Genomic DNA, 20,374 nt, shown 5'->3' on the forward strand with positions numbered 1-20,374 from the left:
TTCCATTTTTCATAACCCATCAGCACAATCAGGGGCCCAAGTAAGGTTTGAACGCTTGACGCCCCTGCGATGTACAGCTACACCGACTTCGACCGCCACGTCATCCGCCAACGCGCGGCGCAGTTCCGCGACCAACTGCAGCGCCACCTGCGTGGCGAGCTCAGCGCCGACGACTTCAAGCCGCTGCGGCTGCAAAACGGCTGGTACATCCAGCGCCACGCCCCCATGCTGCGCGTGGCCATCCCGTACGGCGAGCTCAGCAGCCGCCAGTTGCGCACCTTGGCGCGGGTGGCACGCGACCACGACCGCGTGACCGAGGGCCCCTTCGCGGGGCAAGGCGGCGTGGGCCACTTCACCACGCGACAAAACATCCAATTCAACTGGATCGCGCTGGAGCGCGCGGCCGACGTCATGGACCTGCTGGCCGAGGCCGACCTGCACGGCATCCAGACCAGCGGCAACTGCATCCGCAACATCACCACCGACGCGCTGGCCGGCGTCGCGCCGGACGAGGCGGTGGACCCGCGCCCGTACTGCGAGCTGCTGCGCCAGTGGAGCACGCTGCACCCGGAGTTCGCCTTTTTGCCGCGCAAGTTCAAAATCGCCGTCACCGGCGCGGCGGACGACCGTGCCGCCATCGCGTGGCACGACATCGGGCTGCAACTGCTGCGCAACGACGCCGGCGAAATGGGGTTTCGCGTGCTGGTCGGCGGTGGCATGGGTCGCACGCCGCTCATCGCCCCGACGATCGCGGACTTTGTGCCGTGGCACGACATCCTGCTGTTCCTGGAAGCCATCGTGCGCGTGTACAACCTGTACGGCCGGCGCGACAACCTGTACAAGGCGCGCATCAAGATCCTGGTCAAGGCCGAGGGGCAGGCGTTCATCGACGCGGTGCTGGCGGAGTACGAGGCCTTGCGGCGTGATGATGCGCTGGGCGCGGCGCTGCGCCTGCGCGAAGCCGATCTGCAGCGCGTGCAAGCGATGTTCGAGCCCCCGCGCGACTGGGTGGCGCGACCACCGGCACCGTCCCCCGATGCGCCGACCATCGAAGCCGACCCGGCGTTCCAGCGCTGGCGGGCGCGCCAGGTGCACGCGCACCGGCTGCCCGGGCTGGTGGCGGTGACGCTGTCGATCAAGCGCCCTGGCCAAGCGCCCGGCGACGTCAGCGCCGAGCAGCTCGACGCGCTGGCCGACCTGGCCGACCGCTTCAGCGCCGGCGAAGCGCGCGTGACGCACGAACAAAACCTGCTGCTGCCGTGGGTGCACGCCACCGCACTGCCGGCCCTGTGGCAGGCCGCGCGCGCGCTGGGGCTGGCCGGCGCCCATCGGGGGCGTCTGACCGACCTCATCGCCTGCCCGGGTGGCGACCTGTGCGCGCTGGCCAACGCGCGCACCACGCCGATCGCGCTGCAGGTGCTGCAGCGCTACCAGGACCCCGACGAACTGGAAGCCCTGGGCGACATCGCGCTGCACATCAGCGGCTGCATGAACTCGTGCGGACACCACCACAGCGGCCACATCGGCATCCTGGGCGTGGACAAGGACGGCACCGAGTGGTACCAGCTCACGCTCGGTGGCTCCGACGGCCAGGCCGCCCACGGCCCCGCGCGCGCCGGGCGCGTGGTGGGCCCGGCGTTCGCCGCCGACGAAATCGGCGACGCCCTGCAAGCGGTGCTGGACACCTACCTGGAGTTGCGGCAGCCCGGCGAACGGCTGCTGGACACCGTGCAGCGCGTGGGCGTGGCGCCGTTTCGTGCCGCCACCGACAGCGTGCGCCGCACCACCGCCGAACCCGTGGAGGCCTGAGCACGATGCCACAACCGTTGCTGCACTTCATCGACCCGGCGCACGATCTGTGGCGCCGCGCACCCGCCGACGCCACCGCCCCCGCGCCCCACGCCGGCCTGGTGCTGAGCGCCGAACAATGGCACGCCGTGCGCGGCCACTGGCCCGCCGAGCTGCCCGTGGGCGTGCTGTGGCCCAACGATCGGCCCATCGAGGCGCTGGCGCCGGACCTGCCCCGGCTGGAACTGGTGGCGCTGGTGTTTCCCAAGTGGACCGACGGCCGCGCCTACACCCAGGCCCGGCTGCTGCGGGCGCGCTACGGCTTCACGGGCCAGGTGCGCGCCACCGGCGATGTCATCGCCGACCAGGCGCTGCCGCTGTGGCGCTGCGGCTTTGACGCCGCCGAGCTGCGCGCCGACCAATCCCGCGAGGTCGCGCAGCGGGCCCTGCAGTGGTTCGCAGCGTACTACCAACCCGATGTGCGCCATCCCGAGGGAGGACGCCTCCATGCCTGAGACACCCGTTCCAACCATCGTCATCGAGCCGCCCGTGCCGGGGCGGGCCTTCAGCCTGTACGACGACCCCAGCGCCGACCACGACGACCGCGTGCAACGCAGCGTGCAATGGCTGCGTGACAGCGCGCAGCAACACCCCGGCCGCATCGTGCAGGCCACGAGCCTGGGCGCCGAGGACATGGTGCTGACCGACCTGATCGTGCGCTACGGCATCCCGATCGACGTGGCCATGATCGACACCGGCCGGCTGCACCCCGAAACGCTGGCCTTGCGCGCACGCGCCGAAGCGCACTGGGGCATCCGCATCGAGGTCTTCGCCCCCGAGCCCGAGGCGGTGGCTGCCTTCGAGGCCGAACACGGCCCCCATGCGATGTACCGCAGCCCCGCGCTGCGCCACGCCTGCTGCGGTCTGCGCAAGCTGCAGCCGCTGCAGCGCCTGCTGGCGGGTCGCACGGCGTGGGTCACGGGCCTGCGGCGCGAGCAGTCGGCGCAGCGCGCCGACGTGCCCATCGTCACCACCGACGACGCCGGGCGCACCAAGCTCAACCCACTGGCCGAATGGAGCTGGGGCGACGTGTGGCACCACATCCGCCGCCATGGCGTGCCGTACAACCCGCTGCACGACGCCTTCATGCCCAGCATCGGCTGCGCCCCCTGCACCCGCCCCATCGCGGTGGGCGAGGACTTTCGCGCCGGCCGCTGGTGGTGGGAAGACGACCACCGCCGTGAGTGCGGCCTGCACCTGCCCAGCCCCGCGCGCCACGCCGCCTCCCCCATGGCCTCCACCTTGGTTCAGCCCCTATGAACGCCACCGTACACCCTGACCAACTGCTGCCCGAGATCGATTGGCGCCACCTCGATGCGCTGGAAGAAGAATCGATCGAGATCCTGCGCGAAGCCGTGGCCGCGTTCGAGCGGCCGGCGCTGCTGTTTTCCGGGGGCAAAGACTCGTGCGTGGTGCTGCATCTGGCGCGCAAAGCCTTCCAGCGCCGCGGTCCCGATGGGCGCTGGCACGGCGCCCTGCCGCTGCCGCTGCTGCACATCGACACCGGACACAACTTCCCCGAGGTCATCGCCTTTCGCGACGCGCTGGTGGCCCGCCACGGCGACCGGCTGCTGGTGGGCCATGTGGAAGACTCCATGCGCCGCGGCACCGTGCGGCTGAGTGACCCGCTGGCGTCGCGCAACGCGGCGCAAAGCGTCACGCTGCTGGAAACCATCGAGGCGCACCGCTTGGACGTGCTGGTGGGTGGTGCGCGCCGCGACGAAGAAAAGGCGCGCGCCAAGGAGCGCATCTTTTCGCACCGCGACGCCTTCGGCCAGTGGCAGCCCAAGGCCCAGCGGCCCGAGCTGTGGACGCTGTTCAACACCCGGCTGCAGCCCGGCGAGCACATGCGCGCCTTCCCCATCAGCAACTGGACCGAACTGGACGTGTGGGCCTACATCGCGCGCGAGCGCATTGAGCTGCCGTCGCTGTACTGGGCGCACCCGCGCCAGGTGGTCCGCCGCGGCGGGCTGCTGGTGCCGGTCACGCCGCTGACCCCACCGCAACCCGGTGAAACGGTGGAAACGCTGCAGGTGCGCTTTCGCACCGTGGGCGACATGAGCTGCACCTGCCCGGTGCCCAGCAGCGCCGCCACGCCCGAGGCCGTGGTGCTGGAGACGCTGCGCAGCACGGTCAGCGAGCGCGGCGCCACCCGCGTGGACGACCGCGCCAACGACGCCGCCATGGAACGCCGCAAACGCGAAGGGTATTTCTGACGATGGACACGCACCTGAACGACCACCACACCCCCGCCGAGCACGCCGCGCTGCGCTTTCTGACCGCCGGCAGCGTGGACGATGGCAAAAGCACCCTGATCGGCCGCCTGCTGCTGGACAGCCAGGCGCTGATGACCGACCAGGTGCAGGCGCTGCAAGCGCGCAGCCGCACGCCCGACGCGCTGGAGCTGGCGCTGCTGACCGACGGCCTGGAGGCCGAGCGCGAGCAGGGCATCACCATCGACGTGGCGTACCGCTACTTCGCCACGCCGCGGCGCAAATTCATCATCGCCGACGCGCCCGGCCACGAGCAGTACACCCGCAACATGGTCACGGCCGCCGCCGGCAGCCACGCCGCCGTGGTGCTGGTGGACGTCACCAAGCTGGACCTGCACGCACCGCAGGTGGCGCTGCTGCCGCAAACCCGCCGCCACGCGCTGCTGGCGCACCGCCTGGGCGTGGCGCACCTGATCTTTGCCGTCAACAAAATCGACGCCGTGGCGGACCCCGGAGCGGCTTTCGCCGCCGTGCGGGCGGCGCTGCAGGCGTTTGCCCAGCAGGCCGGGCTGCAGCCGACGGCCATCGTGCCGATTTCGGCGCTGCGGGGCGACAACGTCACGCAGCGCCTGCAAGCGCCGTGGTGGGACGGCCCGGCGCTGCTGGAGCTGCTGGAGGGACTGCCCGTGCCGCAGCCACGCAGCGATGGGCCGTGGCGCTTGTCGGTGCAGTGGGTGCAACGCGACGGCGATGGCACCGGACACCAGGCGCGCGTGTACTGGGGCCGGCTGGCCAGTGGCCGCGTGCGCGTGGGCGACACCGTGCAGGTGCACCCCAGCGGCGAGCTGGCCCAGGTGGTGCGTCTGCTGCACCACGCCGGCGCCGAGCGCCCCGAGGCCCGCGCGGGCCAATCGGTGGGGGTGGTGCTGGACCGCCAGCTCGACATCTCCCGCGGCGACTGGCTGGGCGCCCCTGGCACGCTGCAGGCGCAGCGGCGCTTTGCCGCCACCGTGGCGTGGCTGGATCCCGACCCGGCGGCCATCGGCCGGCGCTACTGGCTGCGCCACGGCCACCGCTGGGTGCAGGGCCGCATCGCCGCCATCGAGCACCGGCTCGACATCCACACCCTCACGCCGCAGCCCGCCGACAGCCTTGGCGTCAACGAGCTGGCGCGCGTGATCGTGGACGTTGCCGAACCGCTGCCCGTCCAACCACTGGACGGGGCCAGCCCACAACCCGGTGCCTTGATCATGGTCGATCCGGGCACGCACCGCACCAGCGCCGCGCTGCTGGTGGAGGCCTGAGACCGTGGCCACCGTGGCCTTTGTCGGCGCAGGGCCGGGCAGCGCCGACCTCATCACCCTGCGTGGGGCACGTTGGCTGGCCCAGGCCGACGTCGTGCTGGCCGATGCCCTCACCGACCCCGGCCTGCGTGCGCTGGCGCCCCAGGCCCAGTGGGTCGATGTCGGCAAGCGCGGCTTTGCGCGCAGCACCGCGCAAGAGGTCATCCACGCGCTGCTGCTGCACCATGCGGCGCGGGTGGGCTGCGTGGTGCGCCTCAAAGGCGGCGACCCGAGCGTGTTTGGCCGGCTGGAGGAGGAGCTGGCCGTCGCACAAGCGGCTGGCCACGCCACCGTGGTGGTGCCGGGCGTCACCGCCGCGCTGGCGGCCGCGGCCGACGCGCAACGCCCGCTGACCCGCCGCGGCCGCGGCCGCAGCGTCGCGCTGACCACCGCGATGACACGCGAAGGCGCCCTGCAAGCCCAGCGGCACGCCGCCACCGAGGTGCTGTACATGGCGGGCAAACAACTCGGCGCGCTGGCGCGGCAACTGCGCGCCGCCGGTTGGGCCGACGACACGCCGGTGGCGGTGGTGTCGCGCGCCGGCTGGCCCGACGCCATCCACACCCAGCACACCGTGGCCACCCTGGCCCAGGCCAGCGTGCTGCACAGTGGGCGGCCGACGGTGGTCATCGTCGGCACGGGGGCCTTGCCCCCTCACGACAACACCAGCTTGACCCCCACCCAGGTCAGCAGCACCGACAGCAGCGAACGCACCAGCGCCACCGGCGCCCATTGAACCAAGCGGCTGCCCAGCCAAATGCCGGGCAGCGAGCCGGCCAGCAACCAACCCAGCAAGCTCCAGTCCACCGTGCCCAGCGTGGCGTGGCCCAACCCCGCCAGCAGCGTCAGCGGCACCGCGTAGGTCACGTCCGCCGCCACCAGGCGCGCCAGCGGCAGGTGCGGGTACAGCACCATCAGCACCGCCACCCCGATGGCGCCCGCCCCCACCGATGTCAACGTCACCAGCGCGCCGATGAGCGCGCCCATCACCACCGCCGCGCCTGGCCAGCGCGGGCGCTCTTGTTGCCCGGCAGGCACCACGGTGCGCACCACCGAACGATCGGCGTGGCTGCGCCACCACCACCCCGCACGCAGCACCTTGTAGGCGGTGGCCGCCGCGGTCAGCAGCAGCATCACGCCCAACGTGACCTTCATCGCGTGCTGCACGGCGGGGTTCGTGGCCCCCACGTGCGCCAGCACCGCCAGCATCAGCAGCGTGCCCAACACCCCACCGCCGGTGAGCTGGGCCACCACGCGCCACGGCACCAGGCCATGGCGCGCGAACGACACCGCCCCCGCCCCCTTGGTGGCAGCGGCAAACAGCAAATCGGTCCCCACCGCCAGCTGGGGTTGGACCCCAAACCCGTAGATCAGCAACGGGGTCATCAACGAGCCTCCGCCCACCCCCGTCAAACCCACGATGAAGCCGACCACGGCCCCGCCCACGATGTACGTCCCTTCGATCATGGGGCGCACTGTAGGCGCAACACCGTCCAAAACGAACAACTTTTTTGGCGTTTGTTTATGCCTTGCCGCTATAAGGTAGCGGCGCGTCGGACGCCCTCACAACACCAGCAGCGCACGAAAATCGTTGACGTTGGTGTGCGTGGGCCCGGTGACCAGCAGGTCGCCCAGCGCGGCGAACAAGCTGTACGCATCGTGCGCCTCCAGGTACGCGCGCGGCGGCAGGCCGGCCGCGCGCGCCCGCGCCAGCGTGTCGGGGGTCACGAACGCGCCGGCGTTGTCTTCGCTGCCATCGATACCGTCGGTGTCCGCCGCCAGCGCCCACACGCGCGGCTCGCCCTGCAGGGCCAGCGCGCAGCCGAGCAAAAACTCCGTCGCGCGCCCGCCGCGCCCCGCCGGCCCGCTGACCGTCACGGTGGTTTCACCGCCCGACAGCAACACGCACGGCCCCGCCCATGGCTGCCCGCGCCGCGCCACGCTGCGCGCCAGCGCCGCGTGCACCTGCCCGACGGTGCGGCTCTCGCCCTCGACGTCATCCCCCAGCAGGTGGGCCGCCAGCCCCGCTTGGCGCGCCGCCTCGGCGGCTGCGCACAGGCTGTCCCACGGGGTGGCGATCAGGTGCACTTCGGCCCCGGCCAGCCGGGGGTCGCCGGGCTTGGGCGTTTCCCACCGCCCGCTGCGCCAGGCATCGCGTACCACCTCGGGCACTTCGATGCCGTAGCGCTGCACGATGGCCAGCGCCTCGGCGCAGGTGGTGGGGTCGGGCACCGTGGGGCCGCTGGCGATCACCGCCGGGTCATCCCCCGGCACGTCGCTGATGGCCAGCGTGATCACTTTGGCCGGCGCGCACGCCGCCGCCAGCCTGCCGCCCTGGATGGCGCTCAGGTGCTTGCGCACGGTGTTCATTTCGTCGATCGACGCGCCGCTGAGCAGCAGCGCACGCCCAATGGCCTGCACGTCCGCCAACGACAGGCCCGGCTGCGGCAGCGGCAGCAGCGCCGAGCCGCCCCCCGAAATCAGGCACAGCACCAGGTCGTCGGCGGTCAGGCCCTGGGTGAGCGCCAGCATGCGCTGGGCGGCGTCCCAACCCGCTTGGTCCGGCACCGGGTGCGCCGCTTCCACGACGGTGATGCGCCCGCCGCCCACCCCCGGCGGCGTGTGGCCATAGCGGGTCACCACCAAGCCGTGCAGCGGCCGGTGCGCAGGCCAGGCCGCCTCCACCACGGCGGCCATGGCCGCGCTGGCTTTGCCCGCGCCCAGCACCAGCGTGCGTCCGCGCGGCGGCGCAGGCAGCCACGCGGGCAGCACATGCGCGGGTTGGGCGCGCCGAACCGCCGCCTCGAACAGGGCGCGCAGCAGGGCGCGGGGGTCGTGTTTCAGCGCCATCGTTGCATCCATCCCAAGCCGGCCTCGGTGCCGGCGGCGGGGCGGTACTCGCACCCCACCCAACCCGTGTAGCCCAGCCGGTCAAGTTCGTCCAGCACCGCTTCCCAGCGGATTTCACCGCTGCCGGGCTCGTGACGCCCCGGGTTGTCGGCGATTTGCACATGCCCGATGCGCGCCATGTGGCGCCGCAACGTGCCGATCAGCTCGCCCTCCATGCGTTGGGCGTGGTACAGGTCGTACTGCAACGCCACGTTGGGCTCGCCCACGTCGTCCACGATGTCCAGCGCCTGCACGGTGCGGTGCACGAAAAAGCCCGGGATGTCGAAGGTGTTGATCGGCTCCAGCAGCAGCTGGATGCCGTGCGGCTGCAGCTGCCGCGCCGCGTAGCGCAGGTTGTCGATCAGAACCTGGCGGGCCTCGACCTGGGGCACGTGCGCCGGCGCCACGCCCGCGATGACGTTGAGGCGCGGCACCTGCAGCGGCACCGCCCAGCGCAGGGCGTGCTGCACGCCGGCACGGAATTCGTCGATGCGGTCCGGGTGGCAGGCGATGCCGCGCTCGCCCGCCGCCCAGTCACCGGCGGGCAGGTTGTGCAACACCAACGGCACGCCAGCCCCGTCCAAGGCGGCACGCCAAGCGTCGGGCTCGTGCTCGTAGGGGAACTGCACCTCGACCGCGGCAAAGCCCGCGCGCGCCGCCGCTTGCACCCGTTGCAGCAGCGGGTATTCGGTGAACAGCAGCGACAGGTTGGCGGCGAAGCGTGGCATGGGGCGCATCGTAGCGCAGCCACGCCTCAGCCCGAGGCGCAGCCGCCGGGCGTGTCCACCCCCGCCAACACCTGCCGCACGGCGCGCTGCCAGCGTGCCATTTCGCCCTCGGCCCAGGCGCGCGGTCGCTGCGGTTCGAAGCGGCGCTGCACGCGCCACAGCGCGCGCAGCTCGTCCAGGCTGCGGTACACGCCCGCTTGCAGGCCGGCCAGCCAGGCGGCCCCCAGGGCCGTGGTCTCGGTCACGGCGGGGCGCAGCACGGGTATGCCCAGCAGGTCGGCCTGGTACTGCATCAACAGGTCGTTGACGGCCGCGCCACCGTCGACGCGCAGCTCGCGCACGGGGGCGCCGCCAGCGGCTTGGGCGTCGGCATTCATGGCTTGCAGCAGCTCGGCGCTTTGCAGCGCGATCGACTCCAGCGCCGCGCGCGCGATGTGCGCCGCGGTGCTGCCGCGGCTCAGGCCCACGATGGCGCCGCGCGCGTGGGGCTGCCAGTGCGGCGTGCCCAGCCCCGTGAAGGCCGGCACCAGCGCCACGCCGCCGCTGTCGGGCACGCGCTCGGCCAGCGCCTGCACCTCGGCGCTGCTGCGGATGATGCCCAGGCCATCGCGCAGCCATTGCACCACCGCCCCGCCGACGAAGACACTGCCTTCCAGCGCGTACGCCGTTGACGCCCCCGCCTGCGCCGCGGCGGTGGTCAACAGCCCGTGCTGCGACGCGGGCCAGTGCCCACCGGTGTGCAGCAGCATGAAGCAGCCGGTGCCGTAGGTGTTTTTGGCCAGCCCGGGCTCGAAGCACGCCTGCCCAAACAACGCCGCCTGCTGGTCGCCGGCCACGCCGCCCATCGGCAGCGGTGGCAGCCGGGACGCCAGCTCGGGGTCATCCAGCACCGTGGGGTCAAGCTCGCCAAAGACGTGACTCGACGGATGAACGCTGGGCAGCCACGCGGCAGGCACCTCGAACGCGCGCAGCAGCGCCTCGCTCCAGGCGCCGGTGCGCACGTCCCACAGCAGCGTGCGCGCGGCGTTGCTGACGTCGGTGGCGTGCACGCGCGCGCCGGTCAGCCGCCACAGCAGCCAGCTGTCCACGGTGCCGCAGGCCAGTTCGCCCTGCTCAGCACGGGCACGCAGGCCCGGCACATGGTCCAGCAGCCAGCGCAGCTTGCCCGCCGAAAAGTACGCGTCCAGCCGCAAGCCGGTGGTGGCTTGCACCAGCGGCTGCAAGCCTTGGTCGCGCCAGCGCGCGCAGGCCTGCTCGGCGCGGCGGTCTTGCCAGACGATGGCGCGATGCACCGGGCGGCCGCTGGCGCGCTCCCACACCACGGTGGTTTCGCGCTGGTTGGTGATGCCCAGCGCCCGCAGCTCGCGCACGCGCGGCCCAAGCTGGCGCAGCACGTCGACCAGGGTAGCGCGTTGGGTGGCCCACAGCTCCTCGGGGTCGTGCTCCACCCAGCCGGGCTGGGGGTAGTGCTGGGTCAGCTCGCGCTGCGCCACGGCCACGATGCGCCCTTCGGCGTCGAACACAATGCTGCGCGAGCTTGTGGTGCCCTGGTCCAGGGCCAGCAACAAAGCCATCGGATGCTCCTCGTCCCTCGTGGGGCTGTGGGCTTCAGCCCGCCGTCGCGACCACGCAGGCCACGTCCGCCTCGCGCAGCATGGCGTCGAACGGCGCCGGCGGCGCACGGTCGGTGTACACCCGCGTCAGCTCGCTGATGTGGCCCACCTCCACCATGGCCGGGCGGCCAAACTTGCTGTGGTCGGCGCACAGCCAGACCTGGCGCGCGTGCTCGATGATGGTGCGCGCCACGCGCACTTCGCGCACGTCGTAGTCGCGCAGCGTGCCGTCGGCTTCGATGCCCGAAATGCCGATGAGCGCGATGTCGACGCGGAACTGGCGCAAAAAGTCGATCGTGACCTCGCCCACGATGCCGCGGTCGCGCGCACGCACCACGCCGCCGGCGATGACGACCTCACAGTCGGGGTTGTCGGCCAGGATGGCGGCGACGTTGAGGTTGTTGGTGATGACGCGCAGGCCGCGGTGCTGCACGAGGGCGCGGGCCACCGCCTCGGTCGTGGTGCCGAGGTTGAGCATCAGCGAGCAGCCTGGCGGCACGTCACGCGCCACGGCGCGCGCGATCGCTTCCTTGGCCGCGGCGTTGAGCGTCTGGCGCTGGGTGTAGGCCAGGTTTTCCACCGTGGACACGGGCGTGCGCACCCCGCCGTGGAAGCGCGCCAGCAGGCCCAGTTGCTCCAACTGGCGCACGTCGCGCCGCACGGTTTGCAGCGTGACCCCAAAGCGCTGCGCCAGCGCCTCGATGGACAAGGCGCCGGCCTGGCGCACGGCGGCCAACAACTCGCTTTGGCGGGGGTTGAGGGCGCGTCGCCGGCGCCCGACGGTGGGTTCGTGCATGGCCTGCCATTGTGCCGCGTGGCGGCGGCAACGCCCATCGGGATACACCCCAACAAGCAACATAAACGAACAGTACCGAATACAATCGAACCATCTCCGCGCGCCCTCGACCTGGTTGGCGTGCCCACCTTGCGCTTGGCTTCACCGATGGACACCAACGCCCCTTCGCTCCCTCCCCAGGGCCCACTGTTCGACGCTGTGGTCGTCGGCGGCGGCATCAACGGCTGCGGCATCGCACGCGACTTGGCCGGCCGTGGCGCACGGGTGTTGCTGGTCGAGCAACACGACCTCGCGGCGCACACGTCGTCGGCGTCCACCAAGCTGATCCACGGTGGGCTGCGCTACCTGGAGTACGGTGAGTTTGGTCTGGTGCGCAAGGCGCTGCAGGAACGCGAGGTGCTGCTGCGCGCCGCGCCGCACCTGATCCAGCCGCTGACCTTCGTGATGCCGCACGACCCTGGGATGCGCCCGGCGTGGATGATTCGCATCGGGCTGTGGCTGTACGACCACCTGGCGCGGCGCGAGCTGCTGCCGGCCAGCACGGCGTTGGACCTGCGTCAGCACCCCGCCGGCCAGCCACTGCGCGACGGCTGGACGCGCGCCTTTGCCTACGCCGATGGCTGGGTGGACGACGCCCGCCTGGTGGTGCTCAACGCGCTGGACGCCGCCCAGCGCGGCGCGGTGGTGGCGCCGCGCACGCGCTGCACCGGGCTGCAGCGGCACGCGCAGCACTGGATGGTCACGCTGCAGCCCGATGGCGGCGCCCCTGTCACGGTGCGCACCCGCGCCGTCGTCAACGCCGCCGGTCCGTGGGCCGAGCAACTGCTGCGCGAACACGCCGGCCTGCCGCCGCAGCGCCACCTGCGCCTGGTGCGCGGCAGCCACATCGTGGTGCCGCGCCTGTTCGCGCACGACGCTGCGTACCTGCTGCAGGCGCGCGACCGGCGGGTCATCTTCGCCATCCCCTTCGAGCAGCGCTACACGCTGGTGGGCACCACCGACGTGGAGCATCACGCCGGCCTGGACGCGGTGGCCATCGACGCCGATGAAACCGCCTACCTGTGCGCCGAAGTCAGCCGCTACTTTCGTCGCGCCATCACCCCCGACGACGTGGTGTGGCATTACAGCGGCGTGCGTCCGCTGCTGGACGACGAGCACGGCAACCCGGCGGCCGTCACGCGCGACTACCGCCTGGAGCTCGACACCGCGGGCGCGCCGTTGCTGACGGTGTGGGGCGGCAAAATCACCACCTTTCGCACGCTGGCCGAGGAAGCGGCCCAGCGCTTGGCCGCACCGCTGGCCTTGCGCGGCGCGCCTTGGACCCGCGCGGCGCCGCTGCCCGGCGGGGATCTGGAGCGCGTCGTGGGCCCATGCGCGACGCCGATGCAGGCCCTGCAACGCTACCGCGCGCACCTGCAGCGGCGCTGGCCGTGGCTGGACGCCGCCGTGGTTCACCGTTGGGCGCGCGCCTACGGCACGTTGGCGCTGGACTGGCTGGAGCCGGCGCGTGGACCGCACGACCTCGGACGCCAAGTCGCCCCCGGCCTGTTCGAAGCCGAGCTGCAACACCTGCACCGGCGCGAATGGGCGCGCGACGCCGACGACGTGCTGTGGCGACGCACCAAGCTGGGGCTGCACCTGGAGGCGGCGCAGCGCACGGCCGTGGCGGACTGGCTGCAACGCCTGCCACCCCCGGACAAACCCCTAGCCCCCTTGGAGCGCGGGGCTGGATGTCACTAAACTGTCATCCGGTGTTCGCATACTCGCGTAGCCTTTCGTTTGAAGGTTCGTTTTGCATCTCTGTCTGATCAAGGAGCCGTGATGACACTGCCGCTCAAGCGCCTGATGGCCGCCACGCTGGCCGCTGCTGGCATCGCCAGCGCCCACGCCCAAACCGAAATCGTCTGGTGGCACTCGATGGGTGGCGCCTTGGGCGAATGGGTCAACGACCTGGCCGCCGAGTTCAACGCCAGCCAGAAGGACTACAAGGTGGTGCCGGTCTTCAAGGGCAGCTACGACGAGTCGATGACCGCGGCCATCGCGGCGTTTCGCGCCGGCAACGCGCCGCACATCCTGCAGGTGTTCGAAGTGGGCACCGCCACGATGATGGCCAGCCGCAACGCCATCGTGCCAGTGGCCGAGGTGATGAAAAAGGCCGGCGCGTCCTTCGACCCCAACGCCTACGTGGACGCCGTCAAGAGCTACTACACCGCCCCCAACGGCCAGATGCTGAGCTTCCCGTTCAACAGCTCGACCACGGTGTTGCACTACAACAAGGACGCCTTCAAGGCCGCCGGGCTGGACCCCAACAAGGCGCCCAAGAGCTGGCCGGAGGTGGCCCTGGCCGCGGCCAAGCTCAAAGCCAGCGGCCACAAGTGCCCGTTCACGACCAGCTGGCAGAGCTGGACGCAGCTGGAAAGCTTCTCGGCCTGGCACAACGTCGAGTTCGCCACCAAGAACAACGGCTTTGGCGGCCTGGACGCGCGGTTGGCCTTCAACAGCCCGCTGCACGTGCGCCACATCGAAAACCTGGCCAACATGGCCAAACAAGGCTTGTTTGTCTACAAAGGGCGCGGCAACGCGGCCGATGCCACCTACGTCTCGGGCGAGTGCGCGATGATGACCGGCTCGTCGGCGCTGTACGGCAACGTCAAGCGCAACGCCAAGTTCGACTTCGGCATTTCCACGCTGCCGTACTACCCCGACGTGCCCGGCGCGCCGCAAAACACCGTCATCGGCGGCGCCAGCCTGTGGGTGATGGCGGGCAAAAAGGACGCCGACTACAAGGGCGTGGCCCAGTTCCTCGCGCACCTGTCCAAGCCCGAGGTGGCGGCCAAGAGCCACCAGCGCACCGGCTACCTGCCGGTGACCAAGGCAGCCTACGAGTTGACCGAAAAATCGGGCTTTTACAAGCAAAACCCCGGCACCGACGTCTCGGTGGAGCAGATGATCCGCAAAACCACCGACAAGTCGCGCGGCATCCGCTTGGGCAACTTCGTGCAGATCCGCACCATCATCGACGAGGAGATGGAGCAGGTCTGGGCCGGCAAAAAGAGCGCCAAGCAGGGGCTGGACGACGCGGTGCGCCGTGGCAACGAACAGCTGGAGCGCTTCCAGCGCGCCAACCAAGGCAAACTGTGACGGCGCGGCGTGGATAAACGGGTTCACTTCCACGCCCGCTGGCTGCCGTGGCTGCTGGTGGCGCCGCAACTGGCCATCGTCGGGGTGTTTTTCTTTTGGCCGGCGGCGCAGGCGCTGCTGCAAAGCGTGCTGGAGCAAGACGCCTTCGGCGGCAGCGTCACCTTCGTCGGGCTGGACAACTTCCGCCGGCTGCTGGCCGACGAGACCTACCTGCAGTCGTTTCAGGTCACCGCGGTCTTTTCCGCGCTGGTGGCGGTGGTGGGGCTGGCGGTGTCGCTGCTGCTGGCGGTGATGGCCGACCGCGTCGTGCGCGGCGCGCGCTGGTACCGCACGCTGCTGATCTGGCCCTACGCGGTGGCGCCGGCGGTGGCCGGTGTGCTGTGGATGTTCATGTTCGCCTCGCCGATGGGCGTGGTGGCCTGGGCGCTGCAGCACGTCGGCATCGAATGGAACCACCGCCTCAACAGCCAGCACGCGCTGACACTGATCGTGCTGGCCGCAGTGTGGAAGCAGGTGTCGTACAACTTTTTGTTTTTCCTGGCGGGGCTGCAAGCCATCCCGCGCTCGCTGATCGAAGCGGCCACGCTGGACGGCGCCAGCCCCTGGCGGCGCTTTTGGACCATTGTCTTTCCGCTGCTGTCGCCGACGACGTTTTTCCTGCTGGTCATCAACGTCGTCTACGCGTTTTTTGACACCTTCGCCATCGTCGACGCCACCACGCAGGGCGGCCCCGGCAAAGACACCGCCATCCTCGTGTACAAGGTGTACTACGACGGCTTCAAAGCGCTGGACATGGGTGGCTCGGCCGCGCAGTCGGTCGTGCTGATGGCCATCGTCATCGCGCTGACCGTGGTGCAGTTCCGCTACATCGAGCGCAAAGTCCAATACTGACCCCCCAAAGCACCATGGTTGAACGACGTCCCTGGCTCGACGCCTTGGCCCACGCCCTGTTGCTGCTGGGCGTGGCGGTGATCGCCTTTCCGGTGTACCTGACGTGGGTGGCCTCGACGCAAAGCGCCGAACAGATCGCCACCAGCGCCCCGCTGTCGCTGCTGCCCGGCGACCAGATGCTGACCAACTACCGCCTGGCGCTGCTCGGTGGCGAGACCAGCGCCGGCAGCCGCTTTGCGCCGGGGCTGCCGATGATGGGCGTCAGCCTGGCGATGGCGTTGACCATCGCGCTGGGCAAGATCGCGATCTCGCTGCTGTCGGCGTTTGCCATCGTGTACTTTCGCTTCCCGCTGCGCAAGCTGGTGTTTTGGGCCATCTTCGTCACGCTGATGCTGCCGGTGGAGGTGCGCATCGGCCCCACCTACGAGGTCATCGCCGGCCTGGGGCTGCTCAACACCTACGCCGGCCTGACGGTGCCACTGATCGCCTCGGCCACGGCGACGTTTTTGTTCCGGCAGTTTTTCATGACCATCCCGGACGAGTTGGTCGAGGCCGCGCGGGTCGATGGCGCCGGCCCGATGCGGTTTTTCTGGGATGTGCTGCTGCCGATGTCGCGCACCTCGATGGCGGCGCTGTTCGTGATCCAATTCATCTACGGCTGGAACCAGTACCTGTGGCCGCTGCTGGTCACCACCGACGAGTCGATGTACCCGATCGTGCTCGGCATCAAGCGGCTCATCACCGGTGAGGCCTACACCGAGTGGAACATCGTCATGGCCACCGCGATGCTGGCCATGCTGCCACCGGCCATCGTCGTGCTGGCGATGCAAAAGTGGTTCGTCAAAGGCCTGGTGGACAGCGAGAAATAACCCCAACCCTCATGGCATCCCTGCACTTCGACAACGTCGTCAAACGCTACGAACACGGCCGCCAGCACGTCACCGCGATCCATGGCCTCAGCGCCGAGATCGGCGATGGCGAGTTCGTGGTCATCGTCGGCCCCTCGGGCTGCGGCAAATCCACGCTGCTGCGCATGGTGGCGGGGCTGGAAACCATCTCCGCGGGCACGATCCGCATCGGCCAGCGCGTGGTCAACGATCTGGAGCCCGCGGCGCGCGACATCGCGATGGTGTTCCAGAACTACGCGCTGTACCCGCACATGAGCGTGTTCGACAACATGGCCTACGGCCTGAAGCTGCGTGGCGTGCCGCGCGACGACATCCGCCGTCGCGTCGAAGAAGCGGCGCGCATCCTGGAGCTGGGCCACCTGCTGCAGCGCAAGCCGCGGCAGTTGTCGGGCGGGCAGCGTCAGCGCGTGGCCATGGGGCGCGCCATCGTGCGCCACCCGCAGGTGTTTTTGTTCGACGAGCCGCTGTCCAACCTGGACGCCAAGCTGCGCGTGCAAACCCGGCTCGAAATCCAAAAGCTGCACCGCACGCTGGGCATCACCAGCCTGTTCGTCACCCACGACCAGGTCGAGGCGATGACGCTGGCGCAGCGTGTGATGGTGATGAACGCCGGCCGCATGGAGCAGTTTGGCACGCCGGAGGAGGTGTACCACCGCCCGGCGACCACGTTCGTGGCCACCTTCATCGGCTCGCCGGCCATGAACCTGCTGCACGATGTGCCCGGCAGCCAGGCAGGGCGTTGGCTGGGCATTCGGCCCGAGCACCTGCGCGTTGGCAGCGAGGGCTGGCCGGTCACCGTGGAGGCGGTGGAGCTGCTGGGGGCCGAGCGGCTGATCCACGGCCACACGCACGGGCAGGCCATCACGGTGCGCGTGGCCGAATCCGACCCCTGCCACCCGGCGCCGGGCGACGTGCTGCACGTGCAACCGCTGCCCGAGCGCGTGCACCAGTTCGACCGCGCCAGCGGCCAGCGCGTGGGGTGAGGCCCATGGCCGCCGACCTCGACGCCCCCAGCCCCAGCGCCATGCCGGCGTGGCCGTGGCCGCGCTGGATCGCGCACCGCGGCGCCGGCAAGCTGGCCCCGGAAAACACCCTGGCCGCGTTCGAGCTCGGCTGGCGCCACGGCTGGCGCGCCTTCGAGTGCGACGTCAAGCTCAGCGCCGACGGGGTGCCGTTTTTGCTGCACGACGCGACGCTGCAGCGCACCACCAACGGCCACGGCATCGCCGGTGAGCTGGCGTGGGACGCGCTGGCCCGGCTGGACGCCGGCGGTTGGCACAGCCCCGCGTTTGCGGGCGAGCCGCTGCTGCGGCTGGACCGGCTGGTGGCCTGGGCGCTGCCGCGCGGGGCGCTGCTCAACCTGGAGATCAAACCCACCCCCGGCACCGAGGCCGCCACCGGCGCCGCCGTGGCGCAGGCGGTGGACGCGCTGTGGCGCGACCACGGCGCAGGCACACCCGGCGGCCCGCCGTGGCCGCTGCTGACCTCGTTCCAGCCAGTGGCGCTGCAGGCCGCCCAGGCCACCTGCCCGCACCTGCCGCGCGGGCTGCTGCTCGACACCCTGTGGCCCGGCTGCTGGGCGGTGGCGCGCAGCCTGGGCTGCGTGGCGGTGGTGCTCAACCACCGTCTGTGGACGCGCACGTTGCTGCAGCAGCAGCGCGCCGCCGGCTACCGCACGCTGGCCTACACGGTCAACCACGCGCGCCGCGCCGAGCAGCTGCTGCGCTGGGGGCTGGACGCCGTCATCAGCGACCGCATCGACGCGTTGGGGCCCGGCGCGTCCGCCGCCGGTTGACGCGGCGTTCGGCCCTCAAGGGTGCGCGGCCACCCACGCACACGCGGTGGCCTGCAGCGTCGCGGGCGTCACGTCCGGCAGCGGCCACACCGTCGTGGCGACACCACGCGGCAGCGCCCGGCGGTACAGCGGGTCGTAGTGCAGCGCCATCAACTCGGCGAACAACTCGTCCAGCCGCCCCTGGCGGGCCCACCGCTGCCAGCGTTGCAGCGTGTCGTTGGGGTGCAGGCCACGCAGGGCCGCCAGCCGCTGCGCCAGCGCCTCGGGGTCGCGGCCCAGCCAGGCATAGTCCTGCCGCACCAGCGCCAGGCGAGCGGCAAAGGGCACTTCGAGCTCGACGCGCGGCGCACGCTGGATGGCGTCGGCCAGCGTCGTGGGCAGTTGCACCGTGCCGATTTTGCGGCTTTCTGCTTCCACCCACACGGGCCGCGTCGGGTCCAAGCGGCGCAGCGCGTCGACCAAGGCGCTGTCGAACGCTTTTTGGCTGGGTTGCGGCTGTCCGTCGGGCCACGCCCCCAGGATCGAGCCGCGGTGATGCGCCAGCCCCTCCAGGTCCAGCACCTGCGCGCCTTGCTGCGCCAGCGCGTGCAGCAGCCGCGTCTTGCCGCTGCCGGTGGGGCCGGCCAACACCCGCCACGTCAGCCGTGGCGGCAGCGCGTCGAGCTGCTGCACCACCCAGCGCCGGTACGCTTTGTAGCCACCTTGGAGCTGCGCCGCCGCCCAGCCGATTTGCCGCAGCCACAGCACGAAGGCGCCGCTGCGCTGCCCGCCGCGCCAGCAGTACACCAACGGCCGCCATGCGGCGGGCTTGTCCGCCATCAGGCGCTGCACGTGCTGCGCGATGTTGCGCGCCACCCACACGCCGCCCAGGCGGCGCGCCTCAAACGGACCGCGCTGCTTGTACAGGGTGCCGACGATGCGGCGCTCGTCATCGCTGAGCACCGGGGCGCTGACCGCACCGGGGATATGGTCCAGCGCGAACTCCGCGGGGCTGCGCGCGTCCAGCACGGTGTCGAACGCGTGCAGCGCGTCGAGCGTCACAATAGCGGGCGCATGGGCCATGGCTGCGATTCCAATGCGGTGGCGGGCCTGTGTGTTGACGGTCAACCTCCATCCACCCCGAGCGACACCATGTCCAGCGAAGCACGCGACCCCAACCGGCTGACCCAGTGGGCCCACGGCGGCGGCTGTGGCTGCAAAATCGCCCCCGCCGTGCTGCAACGCCTGCTGGCCCAGGTGCCGGCGCACCTGATGCCGCCGGAGCTGCTGGTGGGCACGGCCACCAGCGACGATGCGGCAGTCTACCGCCTGCGCGACGACTTGGCGCTGGTGGCCACGACCGATTTTTTCACGCCGGTGGTGGACGACGCCTACGACTTTGGCGCCATCGCCGCCACCAACGCGCTGTCCGACGTGTACGCGATGGGCGGTGAGCCGCTGCTGGCGCTGGCGCTGGTGGGCATGCCTGTCAACCAACTGCCGCACGAGGTGATCGGGCGCGTGTTGCAGGGCGGCGCCGACGTGTGCCGCCAAGCGGGCGTGGTGCTGGCGGGCGGCCACTCGATCGACACGGTGGAGCCGATCTACGGGCTGGCCGCCATCGGCACGGTGCACCCGGCGCGGCTCAAAACCAACGCCGGCGCGCAGCCGGGCGATGTGCTGGTGCTGGGCAAACCGCTGGGCATCGGGGTGCTGTCGGCGGCGCTCAAAAAGGGCCTGCTCAGCGCCGACGGCTACCAGGAGATGCGCCGCTGGACGACGCTGCTCAACCGCGCCGGCGCCGCCCTGGGGGCGTTGCCGGGCGTGCACGCGATGACGGACGTGACCGGGTTTGGTCTGGCCGGGCACCTGCTGGAGGTCTGCCGCGCCGCGGCGGTGCAGGCCACCGTGCAGGCCCGTGCGTTGCCGGTGCTGCCGATCAGCCGCGCGTTGCTGGCGCAAGGGGTGGCCACCGGCGCTGCGGGGCGCAACTGGGCCAGTTACGGCGACGCGGTGGACCTTGGCGCCGTGGCCGCGGACGAGCGCGGCGCCGTGCAAGCCATCCTGACCGACCCGCAAACCAGCGGCGGGCTGCTGGTGGCGTGCGCGCCGCAGGCGCTGGACGCGGTGCAGGCGGCGCTGGCCGCCGCGCAAGGGCAACCGGGCTGGGTCATCGGCCGGGTGGAGGCGCTGCCGCCCGGCGCGCCCGCCACCGTGCGCGTGGTGTAGC

The 20,374-nt window shown here is 71.1% G+C and carries 19 protein-coding genes; 13 read left to right on the forward strand and 6 right to left on the reverse strand.

What is annotated here, in order from left to right:
* Positions 1-69: 69 nt before the first annotated feature.
* From EDC36_RS06875 to cobA, 6 genes are read left to right on the forward strand one after another with little or no spacing between them, the layout of a single operon-like run.
* On the forward strand, positions 70-1,809 hold the full coding sequence (locus tag EDC36_RS06875) for a nitrite/sulfite reductase (protein ID WP_132962508.1): 1,740 nt from the start codon (positions 70-72) through the stop codon (positions 1,807-1,809).
* 5 nt (positions 1,810-1,814) lie between these two features.
* The gene (locus EDC36_RS06880; RefSeq protein ID WP_132962510.1) at positions 1,815-2,303 is read left to right on the forward strand and encodes a DUF934 domain-containing protein; all 489 of its coding nucleotides are present in this window, start codon (positions 1,815-1,817) and stop codon (positions 2,301-2,303) included.
* A complete protein-coding gene (locus tag EDC36_RS06885; RefSeq protein ID WP_132962511.1) occupies positions 2,296-3,108 on the forward strand; it encodes a phosphoadenylyl-sulfate reductase in 813 nt (270 codons plus the stop codon). Before EDC36_RS06880 ends, EDC36_RS06885 begins: the two co-directional genes overlap by 8 nt.
* A complete protein-coding gene (gene cysD / locus EDC36_RS06890) occupies positions 3,105-4,064 on the forward strand; it encodes a sulfate adenylyltransferase subunit CysD (RefSeq protein WP_132962512.1) in 960 nt (319 codons plus the stop codon). The genes EDC36_RS06885 and cysD overlap by 4 nt, the downstream gene beginning before the upstream one ends.
* 2 nt (positions 4,065-4,066) lie before the next feature.
* On the forward strand, positions 4,067-5,365 hold the full coding sequence (locus tag EDC36_RS06895) for a sulfate adenylyltransferase subunit 1 (protein WP_132962514.1): 1,299 nt from the start codon (positions 4,067-4,069) through the stop codon (positions 5,363-5,365).
* Between the two features lie 4 nt (positions 5,366-5,369).
* On the forward strand, positions 5,370-6,140 hold the full coding sequence (gene cobA / locus EDC36_RS06900) for a uroporphyrinogen-III C-methyltransferase (RefSeq protein ID WP_132962515.1): 771 nt from the start codon (positions 5,370-5,372) through the stop codon (positions 6,138-6,140).
* Here cobA and EDC36_RS06905 read toward each other — a convergent pair.
* The 5 genes from EDC36_RS06905 to EDC36_RS06925 all read right to left on the reverse strand — a co-directional run bounded on the left by EDC36_RS06905 (position 6,059) and on the right by EDC36_RS06925 (position 11,430).
* Entirely contained in the window at positions 6,059-6,871 is an 813-nt protein-coding gene (locus tag EDC36_RS06905; protein ID WP_132962517.1) for a sulfite exporter TauE/SafE family protein, read from the reverse strand. The genes cobA and EDC36_RS06905 overlap by 82 nt on opposite strands.
* Before the next feature lie 96 nt (positions 6,872-6,967).
* Complete coding sequence (locus EDC36_RS06910; RefSeq protein ID WP_243646508.1) at positions 6,968-8,254, reverse strand: glycerate kinase type-2 family protein; 1,287 nt, start codon at positions 8,252-8,254, stop codon at positions 6,968-6,970.
* Positions 8,245-9,021, reverse strand: a complete 777-nt coding sequence (hyi, locus tag EDC36_RS06915) for a hydroxypyruvate isomerase (protein WP_132962520.1) — start codon at positions 9,019-9,021, stop codon at positions 8,245-8,247. Before hyi ends, EDC36_RS06910 begins: the two co-directional genes overlap by 10 nt.
* Positions 9,022-9,047: 26 nt before the next feature.
* The gene (gene glpK, locus EDC36_RS06920) at positions 9,048-10,595 is read right to left on the reverse strand and encodes a glycerol kinase GlpK (RefSeq protein WP_132962521.1); all 1,548 of its coding nucleotides are present in this window, start codon (positions 10,593-10,595) and stop codon (positions 9,048-9,050) included.
* A 34-nt stretch (positions 10,596-10,629) separates the two neighbouring features.
* Entirely contained in the window at positions 10,630-11,430 is an 801-nt protein-coding gene (locus EDC36_RS06925; protein WP_132962523.1) for a DeoR/GlpR family DNA-binding transcription regulator, read from the reverse strand.
* 147 nt (positions 11,431-11,577) lie between these two features.
* Between EDC36_RS06925 and glpD the strand changes: the two genes are divergently transcribed.
* The 6 genes from glpD (at position 11,578) to ugpQ (ending at position 18,165) form a co-directional block, all read left to right on the forward strand.
* Positions 11,578-13,170 carry a glycerol-3-phosphate dehydrogenase gene (glpD, locus tag EDC36_RS06930; protein WP_132962525.1) on the forward strand — a complete coding sequence of 531 codons (1,593 nt, stop codon included), beginning with the start codon at positions 11,578-11,580 and terminating at the stop codon, positions 13,168-13,170.
* 81 nt (positions 13,171-13,251) lie between these two features.
* Positions 13,252-14,571, forward strand: a complete 1,320-nt coding sequence (gene ugpB / locus EDC36_RS06935; protein WP_243646509.1) for a sn-glycerol-3-phosphate ABC transporter substrate-binding protein UgpB — start codon at positions 13,252-13,254, stop codon at positions 14,569-14,571.
* A 9-nt stretch (positions 14,572-14,580) separates the two neighbouring features.
* On the forward strand, positions 14,581-15,462 hold the full coding sequence (gene ugpA, locus EDC36_RS06940; RefSeq protein ID WP_132962527.1) for a sn-glycerol-3-phosphate ABC transporter permease UgpA: 882 nt from the start codon (positions 14,581-14,583) through the stop codon (positions 15,460-15,462).
* A gap of 14 nt (positions 15,463-15,476) precedes the next feature.
* On the forward strand, positions 15,477-16,331 hold the full coding sequence (gene ugpE / locus EDC36_RS06945; RefSeq protein WP_132962529.1) for a sn-glycerol-3-phosphate ABC transporter permease UgpE: 855 nt from the start codon (positions 15,477-15,479) through the stop codon (positions 16,329-16,331).
* 11 nt (positions 16,332-16,342) lie between these two features.
* Positions 16,343-17,353, forward strand: a complete 1,011-nt coding sequence (ugpC, locus tag EDC36_RS06950; protein ID WP_132962531.1) for a sn-glycerol-3-phosphate ABC transporter ATP-binding protein UgpC — start codon at positions 16,343-16,345, stop codon at positions 17,351-17,353.
* 5 nt (positions 17,354-17,358) lie between these two features.
* Positions 17,359-18,165 (forward strand): glycerophosphodiester phosphodiesterase, encoded by an 807-nt coding sequence (ugpQ, locus tag EDC36_RS06955; protein ID WP_132962533.1) that lies wholly within the window; start codon positions 17,359-17,361, stop codon positions 18,163-18,165.
* A gap of 15 nt (positions 18,166-18,180) precedes the next feature.
* Here ugpQ and mnmH read toward each other — a convergent pair whose 3' ends face one another.
* On the reverse strand, positions 18,181-19,227 hold the full coding sequence (gene mnmH, locus EDC36_RS06960; protein WP_132962535.1) for a tRNA 2-selenouridine(34) synthase MnmH: 1,047 nt from the start codon (positions 19,225-19,227) through the stop codon (positions 18,181-18,183).
* Positions 19,228-19,296: 69 nt separating this feature from the next.
* On the opposite strand from mnmH, the gene selD reads away from it, so the two are divergent.
* On the forward strand, positions 19,297-20,373 hold the full coding sequence (gene selD, locus EDC36_RS06965; RefSeq protein ID WP_132962536.1) for a selenide, water dikinase SelD: 1,077 nt from the start codon (positions 19,297-19,299) through the stop codon (positions 20,371-20,373).
* Position 20,374 lies beyond the last annotated feature (1 nt).

Origin of the sequence: Tepidimonas ignava (assembly GCF_004342625.1) — a bacterium.
Classification (GTDB): Bacteria; Pseudomonadota; Gammaproteobacteria; order Burkholderiales; family Burkholderiaceae_C; genus Tepidimonas; species Tepidimonas ignava.

What these genes read in the sequence shown, in the direction of transcription:
- EDC36_RS06895 (WP_132962514.1), top strand. Translation starts at nt 4,067, where the DNA reads ATGGACACGCACCTGAACGACCACCACACCCCCGCCGAGCACGCCGCG.
- EDC36_RS06910 (WP_243646508.1), bottom strand. Translation starts at nt 8,254, where the DNA reads ATGGCGCTGAAACACGACCCCCGCGCCCTGCTGCGCGCCCTGTTCGAG.
- cysD (WP_132962512.1), top strand. Translation starts at nt 3,105, where the DNA reads ATGAACGCCACCGTACACCCTGACCAACTGCTGCCCGAGATCGATTGG.
- glpD (WP_132962525.1), top strand. Translation starts at nt 11,578, where the DNA reads ATGGACACCAACGCCCCTTCGCTCCCTCCCCAGGGCCCACTGTTCGAC.
- EDC36_RS06905 (WP_132962517.1), bottom strand. Translation starts at nt 6,871, where the DNA reads ATGATCGAAGGGACGTACATCGTGGGCGGGGCCGTGGTCGGCTTCATC.
- mnmH (WP_132962535.1), bottom strand. Translation starts at nt 19,227, where the DNA reads ATGGCCCATGCGCCCGCTATTGTGACGCTCGACGCGCTGCACGCGTTC.
- EDC36_RS06925 (WP_132962523.1), bottom strand. Translation starts at nt 11,430, where the DNA reads ATGCACGAACCCACCGTCGGGCGCCGGCGACGCGCCCTCAACCCCCGC.
- selD (WP_132962536.1), top strand. Translation starts at nt 19,297, where the DNA reads ATGTCCAGCGAAGCACGCGACCCCAACCGGCTGACCCAGTGGGCCCAC.
- EDC36_RS06875 (WP_132962508.1), top strand. Translation starts at nt 70, where the DNA reads ATGTACAGCTACACCGACTTCGACCGCCACGTCATCCGCCAACGCGCG.
- ugpQ (WP_132962533.1), top strand. Translation starts at nt 17,359, where the DNA reads ATGGCCGCCGACCTCGACGCCCCCAGCCCCAGCGCCATGCCGGCGTGG.
- ugpC (WP_132962531.1), top strand. Translation starts at nt 16,343, where the DNA reads ATGGCATCCCTGCACTTCGACAACGTCGTCAAACGCTACGAACACGGC.
- EDC36_RS06885 (WP_132962511.1), top strand. Translation starts at nt 2,296, where the DNA reads ATGCCTGAGACACCCGTTCCAACCATCGTCATCGAGCCGCCCGTGCCG.
- hyi (WP_132962520.1), bottom strand. Translation starts at nt 9,021, where the DNA reads ATGCCACGCTTCGCCGCCAACCTGTCGCTGCTGTTCACCGAATACCCG.
- ugpB (WP_243646509.1), top strand. Translation starts at nt 13,252, where the DNA reads ATGACACTGCCGCTCAAGCGCCTGATGGCCGCCACGCTGGCCGCTGCT.
- glpK (WP_132962521.1), bottom strand. Translation starts at nt 10,595, where the DNA reads ATGGCTTTGTTGCTGGCCCTGGACCAGGGCACCACAAGCTCGCGCAGC.
- ugpE (WP_132962529.1), top strand. Translation starts at nt 15,477, where the DNA reads ATGGTTGAACGACGTCCCTGGCTCGACGCCTTGGCCCACGCCCTGTTG.
- EDC36_RS06880 (WP_132962510.1), top strand. Translation starts at nt 1,815, where the DNA reads ATGCCACAACCGTTGCTGCACTTCATCGACCCGGCGCACGATCTGTGG.